This is a genomic window from Bradyrhizobium brasilense (genome assembly GCF_029714345.1).
Taxonomy (GTDB): Bacteria; Pseudomonadota; Alphaproteobacteria; order Rhizobiales; family Xanthobacteraceae; genus Bradyrhizobium; species Bradyrhizobium australafricanum.
Map to the genome: position 1 here is coordinate 4,250,459 of NZ_CP121669.1, position 14,734 is coordinate 4,265,192.

Here is a 14,734-nt window from a genome sequence, read left to right on the forward strand (position 1 = left end):
GTATCGCGCCGCTTGCACCAGCTTCCCGGATTTCGCTGCGCTTCATCCGGGCTACGAAGTGCCCTTAGCGGCCGCGCTTCACCGCGTCATAGGCCATCCGCTTGAACTCGAACGAGAACGGATGGACGAACGCCATCTGGCGCTGCGCCATCATGACGCCGGCGATGCCCGTTTTGGGCGAAATCCACCACTGCGTGCCTGCGACACCGCCCCAATAGAGTTCGCCGGCGGCATCGGGATGATCAATCGGGGAGGGGTTGAGGATCAATCCGCCGGCGAGGCCGTAGGTCTTGCCGGGCTGCTCGCCCATCATCGCAAAGCGGATCCATTGGCCCGGTGTGAGCTGGTTGGTCATCGCCTCTGCGATCGTCTCCGGCTTCAGCAGCGTCGGTCCGCCGGGCAAGAGGCTGCGGATCAGCGCGACCATGTCATGCAGCGTCGAGACGAGGCCACCGCCGCCATTGAAGCGCGGCACCGGGCGCAGATAGGCGCCAGGATAGGGCGCGTTGTCGGTGCGCGTCAGCCCGGGCTTCATCGGATCCATCAGATCGGCGCCGGCGTAATAGGCGACGAGCCGGTTGTGGTCCTTCTCCGGAACATGGAAGCCGGTGTCGACCATGCCGAGCGGATCGAGGATCCGCGCCTTGACGAACTTGTCGAACGGCTGGCCGCTCACCACCTCGACCAGCCGTGCGACCACGTCGATGGCAACGGAATATTCCCATGACGAGCCGGGATGGAACACCAGCGGCAGATCGGACAGACTGTCGACCATGTCGGCGAGCGTCGTCATCGGATTGAGGATCTTGCGCTCGTTGTAGGCCTTGAAGATCGGTGTGCCCGGATCGAACAAGCCGTAGCTGAGGCCGGCCGAGTGACTCAACAGATGGCGAATGGTGATCGACCGCTGCGCCGGTTCGGTGTCGTCGATCGACGTCGCGCCCGGCCGCAGCACCTTGCGGTTTCTGAGTTGCGGGATGAAGGTCTCGATCGGATCGTCGAGCCGGAAGCGGCCTTCCTCGACCAGCAGCAGCGCCGCGCAGGAGGTGATCAGCTTGGTGTTGGAGAAGACGCGGAAGATGTGATCGGTGCGCAACGGAATCTGCGCTTCCTTGTCGGCCCATCCGACGCAGCCCGTGTCAGCGATGTCGCGCCCGACCAGAACCGTCCAGGAGATGCCGGACAGGAGATCGTTGTCGATGTAGCGCTGCATGGCCGCGCGCGTCGGCGCGAAATCATAGCCGGTGGCCGTCACCTTCAGATCTTCCATGGTCGTTTCCCCTGTTGTGCCGCAAGTCTTCTAAGTAGCAGGTCTTCGCGCGGTCGCTGCCAATCTCGCCGGACGGAATATCCAGCCGGGAATGCCGTGGCCTGCGGTCGGTGTTAACAACCAAACCTGACTTCCGCACGCAACCGGATTTATCCGGCGCGTTTCTTGCCGCCGGGGGCGGGGCTGCCGACCTTGACGCCTGCATTTGCCAGCAACACGCGCGCGGCCTCCTTGGCCGCGCGCGCCATCGCCGGATCGTCGCGCACCAGATCTTGCGCGATCGAGCCATCGACCAGCAGCGTGAGCTGGGTCGCAAGTCCCTCGGCATCGGCGACGCCGAGCTGTCGCAGCAGATCGCGAAACCAGAGCCGGCGGCTTTCCTTGAAGGCGATTGCGATGTTCCTGAAGGTGCGATCCTCGTCCTCCGGCCCGAGCTCGGCCACCGCGTTCACGAACGGGCAGCCGCGAAAATCCTTCGCCGAGAAGCGCCGCTCCAGCGAATCGAAGGTTGCGAGAATCTGCTCGGCCGGCGGCTTGTCGGAGGGACGCGGCTGCACGAAGCGGCGTTGCAGATAGGCTTCGATCAGCGCGTCCTTCGACGGGAAGTGGTTGTAGAGCGTGCGCTTGCTGATGCCGATCTCGGCCGCGATGGTGTCGACGCCGATGGCGCGAATGCCTTGCAGGTAGAACAGTCTGTCGGCGGTCTCGAGGATCCGCTCCTTCATGGTCTGTTTGGGAGGCGGGGAAGCCATGCGCCAGCCGTGATCCTCTTCGCTTGACAGTCGGCCCCCTGTATAGCCTAAGTACACAGATCTGTGTAACCAAAACATGCATGAATCGCAGGCCATGGCACGCGTGCCGTGCCGTTATGGGAGAATAAGAACAATGCCCCTGTTGCAGGTCCTGCGTCCCACGCTTCCCATCCTGATCGGCGCCTCCATCATGCTCACGCTGAGCATGGGGCTGCGGCAGAGCCTCGGCATCTTCATGCAGCCGCTGACGCACGATATCGGCATCTCGATATCCCACTTCACGCTGGCGCTCGCGGTGCAGAACCTCGCCTGGGGTTTTCTGCAGCCGGTCGCCGGCGCGATGACGGTGCGTTACGGCTTTCGCCCGATCATGGTGGTCGGCGCGCTGGCCTACATCGCGGGCCTCGTGCTGATGACGACGGCGCATGGGCTCGTTGCCATCATGATCGGCGCCGGTGTCCTGATCGGCCTTTCGCTCGCCTGCACCGCGAATGCGATCGCAATGTCGGTCTCGGCGCGCGCGGTGCCGGAGACGGTACGCTCGACCGTGCTCGGCATGGTCTCCGCCGCGGGCTCGCTCGGCGCGCTGCTGTCGGCGCCGATCGGCCAGATGCTCAATGAGGGTTTCGGTTGGCGCGTCGGACTTGCCGGTTTTGTCATTCTCTCGATCTTCATGATCCCGGCGGCGTTGTACGCCGGGCGCGTCGACAAGATTCCGCTGCCGAAGCCCGCTGGCGACGACATCGGCAACGCCACCGCGGCGACGGCGGCGAAGACCGCGTTCGGCAACGCAGCCTTCGTGGTGATGACCTGCGCCTACATGGTCTGCGGCATGCAGCTCGTCTTCCTCACCACGCATCTGCCGTCGTATCTCGCGATCTGCGGGCTCGATCCGATGCTGAGCGCGCAGACGCTCGGCATGATCGGCGGCTTCAATGTGCTGGGCTCGCTGTTCTTCGGCTGGGCCGGCCAGCGCTGGAACAAGCTGGCGCTGCTCGGCGCGATCTACATCCTGCGCTCGCTGGCGCTCGCCTGGTACTTCATGCTGCCGGCAACGCCCGGCTCGACGCTGCTGTTCGGCGCGATCATGGGCTTCCTCTGGATGGGTGTCGGTCCGCTGGTCGCGGGCGCGGTGGCCGAGATGTTCGGCTTGCGCTGGCAGGCGATGATCCAGGGCCTCGCCTTCATGAGCCACCAAGTCGGCAGCTTCCTCGGCGCTTACGGAGGAGGGCTGATCTACGACTCGCTCGGCTCCTACACCATGGCCTGGCGCATCGGCGTCGCGCTGGGCCTTGCAGGCGGCATCATCCAGCTCGCCTTCGCGCTGATCCGGCCGGCGCAGCCGCCGCTGCTGAAGGCCGCTTAGCAGAATCCCTGCGAAGCTAGCGGCTGCTCCTTGCGAGGGCAGTCGCCAGATGCTGCCTAGTTTTTGACCGGCCACTTGCCGCAAGAGCGTGCAATGGAGCGCGATGCGGCTCCGGCCGCGGATCGAAGCGATAGCGTTTTCAAAGTGTTACGCGGCGCGCAGTGGTGGCACGAATCTTGTTTCAATTTGGCTAGAAATCGTGCCGGAAACCCTCGCTGAGGTTCCGGCCTGGGGACCTTTGGGAAGGGCTGGCCGCGATGGGGCTAGTCGCCGTCATTCTCCAGCCATCCGCGCACCACGGCCTTTGCCGCGCCGCCGAGCGGGAGGCCCTATTGCTCTGCGTCGGGCCCGATGCCGCTGCGACTTCGCTGCATCCCGCCACCCGCACCGCGGCACTTCGAGACATCCCGATAGCCGGACGCGCGCTGTCCTTCGGCGCTCACGCTGCGAACGCGCCGCGCCCATTCCGAACGCCAGCATTTCTCTTGTGATGGGAGGTCGATGATGGAGTCTGCGACACACACGCGCCAGAAGCTCGTGAGAATCGTGGTTGCCTTGTTGGGCGTGGCGTTCCTTTACCTGCTGTTCAACGATCTTGCGCTGGCCGAGGATGCGGCGGCGCCGCCTGCCTGTGGCGGCAAGATTCTCGAGAAGTGCACGCCGAATTCTGGCGACACCGCCTGGATGCTCACGTCAGTCGCGCTCGTCCTGATGATGACGATCCCGGGGCTCGGCCTGTTCTATGGCGGCATGGTGCGCAAGAAGAATGTCGGCGATACCGTGATGACCAGCTTCGCGGTCACCTGCCTGGTCACGATCCTGTTTGCCGTCCTCACCTACAGTCTGGCGTTTCGTGCCGGCACGCCGTTCATCGGCGGCCTCGATCGCCTGTTCCTCAAGGACATCCTGAGCGACATCGGCAAGGGGGGCATCGGCAATCCCAATCCACTCGCCGCGACGATCCCCGAGTCCGTTTACATCTGCTTCCAGATGACGTTCGCCATCATCACGCCGGCGCTGATCGCCGGCGCTTTTGCCGAGCGGATGAAGTTCTCCGCGATGCTCTGGTTCATCGGGCTGTGGGCGATCTTCGTCTATGCGCCGATCGCGCACTGGGTCTGGGGCCCTGACGGGATCTTCTCGGCGGGTAACGACGCTGCGTATGTCAAGGTTCTCGATTTCGCCGGCGGCACCGTTGTGCACATCAATGCCGGCGTGGCCGGCCTGATGTGCGCGATCATGCTCGGAAAGCGTAGCGAGACCGGACCGGCGCACAACATGGTGCTGACCTTCATCGGCGCCTCGCTGCTGTGGGTCGGCTGGTTCGGCTTCAATGCCGGCTCCGCCGTCACGGCCGGAATGCAGGCGGGCATGGCCATGCTGGTGACCCAGATCGCAACGGCTGTGGCAGGCTTCACCTGGATGCTGGTGGAATGGGCGTTGAAGGGCAAGCCGACCGTGGTCGGCATCTGCTCGGGTGCCGTGGCGGGCCTCGTCGCGATCACGCCGGCCTCCGGCTTCGTCGGGCCGGTCGGCGCTTTCGCGATCGGCATCGCCGCCGGCGTCTGCTGCTACTGGGGATGCACCGGCTTGAAGCGCATGTTCAGCTACGATGATGCGCTGGACTGCTTCGGTGTCCATGCCCTTGGCGGCATCGTCGGGGCGCTGCTGACCGGGGTGTTCGCGGTCGAGCAGTATGGCGGAACGGCAGGTGTTCTGGAAGGAAATCCCGGGCAGTTCCTCAATCAATGCATCGGCGTTGCGACGGTTTTCGTGTATGATGCCGTGGTGAGCCTGATCATCCTGTTCGTGATCAATCTCTTCGTCGGGCTTCGCGTGACGCGGGACATCGAGCGCGAAGGGTTGGATCTGGCACTGCACGGCGAGGTCGTGCAGTAGACTTTGGCGGCATTCCGCGCAGCTGGCGATCTTCGCCCGCTGGCGCGGATCTAAGCTGTTCGAGGTGATCCGATGAACTGGTTCTATTGGAACACAGCGTGGTCGCTGTTCTTCAGCCTCATTTGGTTCATGACGATCACACACAATCCGGATGCAGAGATCGCAGACGCGCATCTGCGTGACGAGGCGTTCAAGGGTTAGCTCCGGTAGTAACGCCACATCCTGAGGAACGTCCGGTGGATCTCGTCGGGCGTCCGGTCGAATGGCTCCAGATTGACGCGGACCACGCCACGATGGTCCATGCGCCACGGCAGGCGCATCAGCAGCCGGTAGGGTGGCCGCTTGCGCCAATCGGCCACCAGCGCGCTGCCGAGCGGCCCGCTGAGTGCGATCTGCAATTCGTGAACGGTCATCGCGCGCTCCGCGATCTCGACGAGGTCGATGCGCGTGATGGCGCGCCAGCGGATCAGTCCGAAGGCCTGGATGAAGATACCGTACTGGTTGGCGCCGATGGTCGGACGACTGGCCTCCAGCAGGGGGATGTTGTAGTAGGTGAAGCCGGCCGCCGCCGCCGCCAGCGCCAGCCAATAGATTGCGCCCGTGATCCAGGTCGCGGTCAGAAAGATAGCGGCGAGGGCCGCCGTGACATAGACCGGAAAGTAGATGTCCTCGCGGCCGTAAGCTACCGAGTAGCCGCCGACGTTTCCCTCGTCCAAGGTTGCGATCATCTGAGCCCTGCGCCCGGGACTGGTCCGGGAATCATGAGGGATGACGCAAGCCTAGAAAGCAAAAACGGGGCCGCGAGGGCCCCGTTTGAAACGTCGGAAGCAGCAGATCTTACTTGATCTTGGCTTCCTTGAACTCGACGTGCTTGCGCGCGACCGGGTCGTACTTCTTCTTGACCAGCTTGTCGGTCATGGTGCGCGAATTCTTCTTGGCAACGTAATAGAAGCCGGTGTCGGCCGTCGACACGAGCTTGACCTTGATGGTGACCGCCTTGGCCATGTGCAAAACCTCGAAAATCGGGGGAATTCGGGAGCCGGCCAAATCGGCCCGCGTTTGGCCGGGAAACTAGCCAGAAACAGCCCAAAGTCAAGGATTTCTGAGCCAAGATCACCCCGATTCCGGGCCTATTACCCCTCGAAGAACTGATTTTTCGGCCGCGGCAGGCCCAAATTCTCGCGCAAGGTCCGCCCCTCATACTCCGTGCGGAAAATCCCGCGCTTTTGCAGTTCCGGCACCACCTTATCGACGAACTCGAACAGGCCCTGCGGCAGATAGGGGAACATGATGTTGAAGCCGTCGCCGCCCCGGCCGGTCAGCCATTCCTCCATCTGGTCGGCGATGGTCTGCGGCGTGCCGACGAAGGCGAGCCCGCCATAGCCGCCGACGCGCTGCGCGAGCTGGCGCACGGTGAGCTTGTCGCGCGCCGCGACATCGACGAGGCGCTGCCGGCCGCTTTTGCTTGCATTGGTTTCGGGGATCGGCGGCAACTGTCCGTCGGGATCGAAGCCGGACGCATCGGTGCCCAGGATAACCGACAGCGAGGCGATCGCACTGTCGTAATGCACGCGGCTGTCGAGCAGCGCGCGCTTCTCTTTTGCTTCCTCGACGCTGTCACCGACCACGACGAAGGCGCCTGGCAGAATCTTCAGATGCTCCGGATCGCGGCCAATCTTCTCCATGCGGCCCTTGATGTCGGCGTAGAGCTTCTGTCCGTCGGCCAGGCTGCCGCCGCCGGTGAACACGGCTTCCGCGGTCTCGGCCGCAAGCTGCCTGCCGTCATCGGAAGCGCCGGCCTGCACGATCACCGGCCAGCCCTGCACGGGGCGGGCGATGTTCAGCGGCCCACGGACCGAGAGATATTTGCCCTTGTGATTGAGCACATGCATCTTGTCGGGATCGACGAACAGCCCGGACTCGACATCGCGCACGAACGCATCGTCGGCGAAGGAATCCCACAGGCCGGTGACGACGTCGTAGAACTCGCGGGCGCGCCTGTAGCGCTCGGCGTGCTCCATGTGATCGTCGAGGCCGAAATTCAGCGCCGCGTCCGGATTGGATGTGGTGACGATATTCCAGCCGGCGCGGCCGCCCGAGATGTGGTCGAGCGAGGCGAAGCGCCGCGCGACGTGATAGGGCTCGTCGAAGGTGGTCGAACCGGTCGCGATCAGGCCGATATTCTCCGTCACGGCGGCGAGTGCCGACAGCAGGGTGAACGGCTCGAACGAGGTCACGGTGTGGCTGCGCTTCAGCGCGTTGATCGGCATGTTCAGCACGGCCAGATGGTCGGCCATGAAGAAGGCGTCGAACTTGCCGGCCTCGAGCTTGCGGATCAGCGTCTTGATGTGGTCGAAGTTGAAATTGGCGTCGGGCCAGGCCCCGGGATAGCGCCAGGCACCGGTGTGAATGCTGATCGGCCGCATGAACGCGCCGAGCTTGAGTTGACGCTTCGCCATTGCCCCGTTCCGTCCTTGATGTCGTTAGCGGAACAGATAGGGAGGCGTTTCGCGGCGCGCCATCGGGAAGATTATTTTGTTTTTGGCCGCTCTCTCGACAGTGTCATTCCGGGGCATCGCGCAGCGATGAACCCGGAATCTCGCGCCGCAATCTCGGGATTCCGGGTTCTCGCTTCGCGAGCCCCGGAATGACGCGGATCATACTCATACTATGCCCCCAGCACATCCTTCTGCATCTTGCCGCTGTAGAAATGGAAGAACGGCACGGGCGCGTCGTGGCGGAGCGGGCCGGTGGCGAGACGGCGGTCGAGCTCGGCGAGCACGTTCTTGGTCATGGCATGCGCGTCGGCCAGCGGCTCGGAGCCGATCTCGACCCAGACCAGCTCGACCAGCTCGGCATCGGCATGCACCACGCCCTCGACACGATGCGCGATCGTCGACGCGTCGGCAGTGAAGAAGCGCGTGTCGAAGCGGCGGACGCGGCCGGGCGGGGTGATCGCACGCGCGATCAGGAACAGACCGGACGGATCGGGCAACAGACCCGCATCGGCGAACGGCGCCCAGGGGCCGTCGAGCTTGTGCGGCTTCTCGACCTTGCGGCCGAGGCAGAGCCCGGTCTCTTCGCACGCCTCGCGGATCGCGGCGTTGGCAAGCGCACGCGCGCGGCCGGGCGTGATCTTCGGGCTGCCCTTCAACAGATTGGCTTCGAGCTCCGGCGTGATCGGCGCTGCGACCGGCACGCGGTTGTCGGCCTTGTCGACGCGGCCGCCCGGGAAAACAAATTTGCCGGGCATGAACACGACCTTGTCGTGACGCTTGCCGACCAGCACCTTCGGCTTGGCGCCGGTGCGATCGATCAGGATCAGCGTCGCCGCATCCTTCGGCCGGAAATACGCATGATGGTCGGCTTCTTTTTCGCCCTGGTGGACGACAGCGGCGGGCGCGGCAGCTTCAGTCATTTCATCCCTTTCATTTCTTCTTGCGGCCCGGTTTAGCTAGACCGGCGGGATGTCGCTAGGGGGATTCTCGTCAAAGCCATGCATGCGCAGGGCCCATTGCAAGCCGATCACGGCTCCCTTCACCGGCTGCAACAGCGCCAGCGATGCGAACAGCGTGAACGGCAGATAGATCGCAAGTTGCAGCCACACCGGCGGCGAATAATTAGTCTCGATCCACAGCGCCATCGGTACCACGATATGGCCGACGATAACGATGACGAGATAGGCAGGCAGATCGTCGGCGCGATGCGGCGTGAAGTCGAGGTCGCAGACCGGGCAATGGCCGTCGCATTTGAGAAACTTGCGGAACAGTCTGCCTTTTCCGCAGCGCGGACAGCGGCAGCGGAACCCGCGCTTCATCGCGCTCCATACGTCGCGCTTCTCGGGCTCGGCCGCCTCGCGAGTCCAAACCACCGTCGGCGGTGTCACTTCCATGACTTGCCTCGCTTCGATTTGCCGGACTTCTGCTGCGCCGGCTTGCGATCCTTCTTGTTGCGCGATTTCCGCTCCTTGTGCGCCTTCTTGCCTGATCCTTTCGGTCCCTTGCCAAATCCGGCGGCACGGCGCTCGGCCCTTACGCTATCGCGTTTTCTGCCGCGCGGAATTGCCTGACCATCGGATAATAACTCAAACCGCAGCGCGCCGGCTATCGGCGCGGCTTCCACCAGACGCACATCGACGACGTCGCCGAGCCGATACATGGTGTTGCTGCGCGCGCCGATCAGCGCGTGGCGGGTTTCGTCGTAGTTGAAATATTCGCTGCCGATGGTGCGGATCGGGATCAGGCCGTCGGCGCCGGTGTCGTCGAGCTTCACGAACAGGCCGGATCGCGTGACGCCGGAAATGCGGCCCTGGAACGAGGCGCCGACCTTATCGGCAAGGAAATGCGCGATCAGCCGGTCGGTGGTCTCGCGCTCCGCCTTCATCGCGCGGCGCTCGGTGACGGAAATCTGCGCGGCGATCTCGGCGAGCGTCTCCACGGTTTCATCCGTCGGCAAGGCGCCTTCGCCAAGCCCGAGCGCGCGGATCAGCGCGCGATGCACGATCAGATCGGCATAGCGACGGATCGGCGAGGTGAAGTGTGCGTAGCGGCGCAGGTTCAAGCCGAAATGGCCGTAGTTCTCGGCGGAGTATTCGGCCTGCGCCTGCGAACGCAGCACAACCTCGTTGACCAGCGGTTCGTAGTCCTCGCCGGCAACCTGCGCCAGCACGCGGTTGAATTGCGTGGGGCGCAGCGCGCCCTGCTTGGTGAAGGGCAGGTCGAGCGTCTTCAGGAATTCCTGCAGGTTGTGCACCTTCTCCTGGCTCGGCTCGTCGTGCACGCGGTAGATCAGCGGAAGCGCCTTCTTCTCCAGCATCTCGGCAGCGGCGACGTTGGCGAGGATCATGAACTCCTCGATCAGCCGGTGCGCGTCGAGCCGCTGCGGCACGATCACGCGATCGACGGTGCCGTCCGGTTTCAGCAGGATCTTGCGCTCGGGCAGATCGAGATCGAGCGGGTCGCGCTCGTTGCGTGCAAGCTTGACCAGCTCGTAGGCCGACCACAGCGGCTTCAGGATCGGATCGAGGATGGGGCCGGTGATGTCGTCGGGCCGTCCGTCGATCGCAGCCTGTGCCTGCGCGTAATGGAGCTTTGCGGCCGAGCGCATCAGCACGCGGTGGAAGCTATGCGAGCGCTTGCGGCCGTCGGCGCCGATCACCATGCGCACCGCGAGCGCGCCGCGCGGCTCGCCCGGCACCAGCGAACAGAGATCGTTGGAGATGCGCTCGGGCAGCATCGGTACGACGCGATCAGGGAAATACACCGAGTTGCCGCGCTGCAACGCGTCGCGGTCAAGCGCCGAACCGGGCCGCACATAGAAGGCGACGTCGGCGATCGCGACATGGACGATGAAGCCGCCCTTGTTGTTGGGATCGGGATCGACTTCCGCATGCACCGCGTCGTCGTGATCCTTGGCGTCAGGCGGATCGATGGTGACGAGCGGCACGTCACGCCAGTCCTCGCGGCCCTGCAAGGTTGCGGGCTTGGCGTCTTCAGCCTCGCGCAGCGCGGAAGTGGAGAACACCTGCGGGATATCGTGGGTGTTGATCGCGATCAGGCTGATCGCCTTTTCACTGGCAATCGAGCCGAGCCGCTCCTTGACGCGGGCGGAGGCGAGGCCATAGCCGCGGGTGCGGATCAGGTCGACGCTGATGAGATCGCCGTCCTCGGCGCCGCCGCTGTCGGCCTTGGCGATGTTGAGCTCGCGGCCGGCCTGCTTCTTGTCGACCGGGATCAGGCGCCCGCCGCCATCGGGATTGCGGCGGAAGATGCCGAGGATCCGGGTGCGCCCGTGATCGATCACCTTGATGACGCGGCCGCGATAGGGCGTGCCGTCTTGCTCGTCCGTGACTTCGACGCGCAGCAGCGCGCGGTCGCCGACGCCGGCGGTGGTGCCGGGCTTCGGCCGCCGCGGCGTCTCGATGCGGATTTTCGGGGCGGTGCCGTTCTCGTCCGAGTCCCACTCGGCGGGCGTGGCGATCAGCTCGCCGTCGCTGTCGCGGCCGGTGATGTCGGCGAGCAGGGTCGGCGGCAGCGCCGCCGGCTCGTGGATCTTGCGGCCGCGCTTGGCAATCGTGCCGTCGTCGGCGAGCTCGCGGAGGATCCGCTTCAGCTCGACGCGGTCGGCGTTCTTCAGGCCGAACTCGCGCGCGATCTCGCGGGTGCCGACCTTGCCTGGATTGGCGCGGATGAAGGCGACGATGGCATCCCGGCCCGGAAAGCCATGGTCGGGTTTTCGTTTCACTTATCCTCGTGCCTTGCCGGCGCTTTTCTTCGCGGGCGCTTTCGCTGGTGCCGATGATTTCGCAGGCGACGTCTTGGCACCGGAGGCGACCGGCGCGCGCGCCTTGCTGGTCGCATCCGTCTTCGGCTTCGCCGCGGCCTTCTTCGACGCAGCCTTCTTGGCGGGCTTGGCGTCGGCGTCGCCGTCGGCATCTTCAGCCTTTGCTGCCTTGGCCTTCGTGGCCTTGGCGGGCTTTTCCACCTTCGCCTTCTTGGCCTTCTTGCCGCCGCCCTTGGCCGCGCGCTCGTCGATCAGCGCGATCGCCTCCGCGAGCGTGATCTGGTCGGGCGTGCGGTCGCTCGGGATCGTCGCGTTGACGCCGCCGGCCGCGACATAGGCACCGTAGCGGCCGTTCTTCAGCGCGACCGCGCCGAGCGTCGGGTGATCGCCGAGTGGCTTGCCGGGATCGGCGCCGAAGCGGCGGCCGCTCGGGCCCTTCGCGATCTTCTCCGCGATCAGCGTGACGGCACGGTTCAATCCGATGTCGAAGACCTCGTCGCCGGCCTCGAGGCTGGCATAAGTCTTCTCGTGCTTCACGAACGGCCCGAACCGGCCGAGGCCGGCGGTGATCGGCTGCCCGGTTTCCGGATGCTTGCCGATCTCGCGCGGCAGCGACAACAGCTTCAGCGCCAGTTCGAGGTCGACATCGGCCGGCGAGGTGCCCTTCGGAATGCCCGCCCGTTTCGGCTTCTCGCCTTCGGCGTAATCCTTCTGCTCGCCGAGCTGGATGTAGGGGCCGAAGCGGCCGGCCTTCACCGTGACATCGAAGCCGGTGTCGGGATCGGTGCCGAGCACGCGGTCGGCGCTCTCGGCGCTGTCGGCCGCGAGCGGACGGGTGTAACGGCATTCCGGATAGTTCGAGCAGCCGACGAAGGCGCCGAACTTGCCGGCCTTGAGGTTGAGCCGACCGGTGCCGCAGGTCGGGCACTGCCTGACGTCGCCGCCATCCGCGCGCGGCGGATAGATATGCGGGCCGAGCATCTCGTCGAGCGCGTCGAGCACCTCGGCGACCCGGAGGTCCTTGATGTCGTTGACCGCGCCGATGAAGCCGCGCCAGAAATCCTGCAGCACCTGCTGCCAGGCGATCTCGTTGTTGGAGATGCGGTCGAGCTGCTCCTCGAGATCGGCGGTGAAGTCGTATTCGACGTAGCGCGAGAAGAAGTTCTCCAGGAACGCGACCACGACGCGGCCCTTGTCTTCGCCGTGCAGCCGCTTCTTCTCGAGCTTGACATAGCCGCGGTCCTTCAGGACCTGCAGGATCGAGGCGTAGGTCGAGGGGCGGCCGATGCCGAGCTCCTCCATCCGCTTCACCAGCGAGGCTTCCGAGAAGCGCGGCGGCGGCTCGGTGAAATGCTGGGTGACGGCAAGGCTCTGGCGCTTCACGGCCTCGCCCTCGCTCATCGCGGGCAGGCGGCGCGAATCCTCGTCCTCCTCGTCGTCGCGGCTTTCCTGATAGAGCGCAAGGAAGCCGTCGAACTTGATGACCTGGCCGGAGGCGCGCAATTCCAGCACGCGTGAGCCGGCCTTGGCCTCGATGTCGACGGTGGTGCGCTCGAGCTCCGCCGACTCCATCTGGCTCGCAATGGTGCGCTTCCAGATCAATTCATAGAGCCGCGCCTGATCGGCATCGAGCCGTCGGCCGATGGTGGCCGGGCGACGCGACAGATCGGTCGGGCGGATCGCTTCGTGGGCTTCCTGCGCGTTCTTGGCCTTGGCCTGGTACTGGCGTGGGGCGTCCGGCACGTAGGCGTTGCCATAGTCCTCACCGATCACCTTGCGCGCCTGCGTTATCGCTTCGGGCGCGATCTGCACGCCGTCGGTTCGCATATAGGTGATGAGGCCGGTGGTCTCGCCGCCGATGTCGATGCCCTCATAGAGCCGCTGCGCGATGCGCATGGTGTGCGCCGGCGCGAAGCCGAGCTTGCGGCTCGCTTCCTGCTGCAGGGTCGAGGTAGTGAAGGGCGCCTGCGGATTGCGCCGCGCCGGCTTGGCCTCGACGGTCGCGACCTTGAACAGGGCGGCCTCGATCGCCTTCTTGAAATCCTCGGCCTCCGCGCCGGAGCCGATGTCGAGCCGCGCGATTTTCTTGCCGTCGGCGCCGACCAGCCGCGCCTCGAAGGCGTCGCCGCGCGGCGTCAGCAACGTCGCGACCAGCGACCAGTACTCCTTCGGAACGAACTTCTCGATCTCGAGCTCGCGGTCGCAGACCAGCCGCAGCGCGACCGACTGCACGCGGCCGGCGGAGCGGGCGCCGGGCAGCTTGCGCCACAGCACGGGGGAGAGGGTGAAGCCGACCAGATAGTCCAGCGCACGGCGCGCCATATAGGCGTCGACCAGCGCGCCATCGATCTGGCGCGGCGCCTTCATCGCCTCGGAGACGGCCTGCTTGGTGATGGCGTTGAACACCACGCGCTCGACCTTCTGGTCCTTCAGCGCGCGCTTCTCCTTCATCACCTCCAGCACGTGCCAGGAGATCGCCTCGCCCTCGCGATCGGGGTCGGTTGCGAGGATCAGACGGTCGGCACCTTTGAGCGCCTTGGCGATGTCGTTGAGCCGGCTCGCGGCCTTGGCATCGACCTCCCAGATCATCTGGAAATTGGCGTCGGGATCGACGGAACCATTCTTGGCCGGGAGGTCGCGAACATGGCCGAACGACGCCAGGACCTCGTAGGAGGACCCCAGATATTTGTTGATCGTCTTGGCCTTGGCCGGCGATTCCACAATGACGATATTCATGTCATTCCAATAGCTTATGGGAAAACTTGAAGGTGGGTTCCGCTAGACTCGCGGCCCGCCGTGTCGGGGCGAACATGGGTGCTGGGGCGGTCCCTGTCAAATCGCCAGATATTGAAGGGAGGCGCCAAGCTGTGGAGTTTCTATCCCAAGGGTTGCAAAATGCGCCCTAGAGTTGCGGCCGGAAAGAGCGTATCTCTTTATATATAGGGTAGGAATCGGATTAGGCCTTTTGAGCAGCACAGGGGGCGGCCGGAAGCGCAAGGCGTCCGGCGGGCGGCGACCGGCGGGCGACGAGACGGCTGGGGAAGGCGGCCCCGACGACGCCCTGGTCCTGATCGCAGGCGCCGCGACCGAACTCGCTAATCGCCCGGCGCCACAAATTCGAAGTCCTCGAGCGCCTGTTCGCGATGGCCCGCCTGGAGGCCGACG

The 14,734-nt window shown here is 64.9% G+C and carries 12 protein-coding genes; 3 read left to right on the forward strand and 9 right to left on the reverse strand.

What is annotated here, in order from left to right; all coding sequences use genetic code 11:
- Positions 1-64 precede the first annotated feature (64 nt).
- Both QA635_RS19895 and QA635_RS19900 read right to left on the reverse strand, forming a co-directional pair.
- Positions 65-1,270 carry a serine hydrolase domain-containing protein gene (locus tag QA635_RS19895; RefSeq protein ID WP_283071195.1) on the reverse strand — a complete coding sequence of 402 codons (1,206 nt, stop codon included), beginning with the start codon at positions 1,268-1,270 and terminating at the stop codon, positions 65-67.
- A gap of 149 nt (positions 1,271-1,419) precedes the next feature.
- Complete coding sequence (locus tag QA635_RS19900; RefSeq protein ID WP_283071197.1) at positions 1,420-2,022, reverse strand: TetR/AcrR family transcriptional regulator; 603 nt, start codon at positions 2,020-2,022, stop codon at positions 1,420-1,422.
- A 133-nt stretch (positions 2,023-2,155) separates the two neighbouring features.
- Between QA635_RS19900 and QA635_RS19905 the strand changes: the two genes are divergently transcribed.
- From QA635_RS19905 to QA635_RS19915, 3 genes are all read left to right on the forward strand, one after another.
- The gene (locus QA635_RS19905; protein WP_057020799.1) at positions 2,156-3,388 is read left to right on the forward strand and encodes an MFS transporter; all 1,233 of its coding nucleotides are present in this window, start codon (positions 2,156-2,158) and stop codon (positions 3,386-3,388) included.
- Between the two features lie 501 nt (positions 3,389-3,889).
- Entirely contained in the window at positions 3,890-5,287 is a 1,398-nt protein-coding gene (locus QA635_RS19910; RefSeq protein WP_283071200.1) for an ammonium transporter, read from the forward strand.
- Between the two features lie 72 nt (positions 5,288-5,359).
- A complete protein-coding gene (locus QA635_RS19915; protein ID WP_256527872.1) occupies positions 5,360-5,488 on the forward strand; it encodes a hypothetical protein in 129 nt (42 codons plus the stop codon).
- Here the strand turns inward: QA635_RS19915 and QA635_RS19920 are convergent.
- From QA635_RS19920 to topA, 7 genes are all read right to left on the reverse strand, one after another.
- Positions 5,485-6,015: a hypothetical protein gene (locus QA635_RS19920; protein ID WP_283071202.1), complete on the reverse strand. Its 531-nt coding sequence runs from the start codon at positions 6,013-6,015 to the stop codon at positions 5,485-5,487. The genes QA635_RS19915 and QA635_RS19920 overlap by 4 nt on opposite strands.
- A 109-nt stretch (positions 6,016-6,124) precedes the next feature.
- Positions 6,125-6,292 (reverse strand): 50S ribosomal protein L33, encoded by a 168-nt coding sequence (gene rpmG / locus QA635_RS19925; protein WP_018271988.1) that lies wholly within the window; start codon positions 6,290-6,292, stop codon positions 6,125-6,127.
- Between the two features lie 128 nt (positions 6,293-6,420).
- The gene (locus tag QA635_RS19930) at positions 6,421-7,746 is read right to left on the reverse strand and encodes an LLM class flavin-dependent oxidoreductase (RefSeq protein ID WP_283071205.1); all 1,326 of its coding nucleotides are present in this window, start codon (positions 7,744-7,746) and stop codon (positions 6,421-6,423) included.
- A 209-nt stretch (positions 7,747-7,955) separates the two neighbouring features.
- Positions 7,956-8,705 carry an NUDIX hydrolase gene (locus QA635_RS19935; RefSeq protein WP_283071207.1) on the reverse strand — a complete coding sequence of 250 codons (750 nt, stop codon included), beginning with the start codon at positions 8,703-8,705 and terminating at the stop codon, positions 7,956-7,958.
- A gap of 36 nt (positions 8,706-8,741) precedes the next feature.
- Positions 8,742-9,179: a DUF983 domain-containing protein gene (locus QA635_RS19940; RefSeq protein ID WP_018271985.1), complete on the reverse strand. Its 438-nt coding sequence runs from the start codon at positions 9,177-9,179 to the stop codon at positions 8,742-8,744.
- Positions 9,170-11,530, reverse strand: a complete 2,361-nt coding sequence (gene rnr / locus QA635_RS19945) for a ribonuclease R (RefSeq protein ID WP_283071209.1) — start codon at positions 11,528-11,530, stop codon at positions 9,170-9,172. The genes QA635_RS19940 and rnr overlap by 10 nt, the downstream gene beginning before the upstream one ends.
- The gene (gene topA / locus QA635_RS19950) at positions 11,531-14,305 is read right to left on the reverse strand and encodes a type I DNA topoisomerase (RefSeq protein ID WP_283071211.1); all 2,775 of its coding nucleotides are present in this window, start codon (positions 14,303-14,305) and stop codon (positions 11,531-11,533) included.
- Positions 14,306-14,734 lie beyond the last annotated feature (429 nt).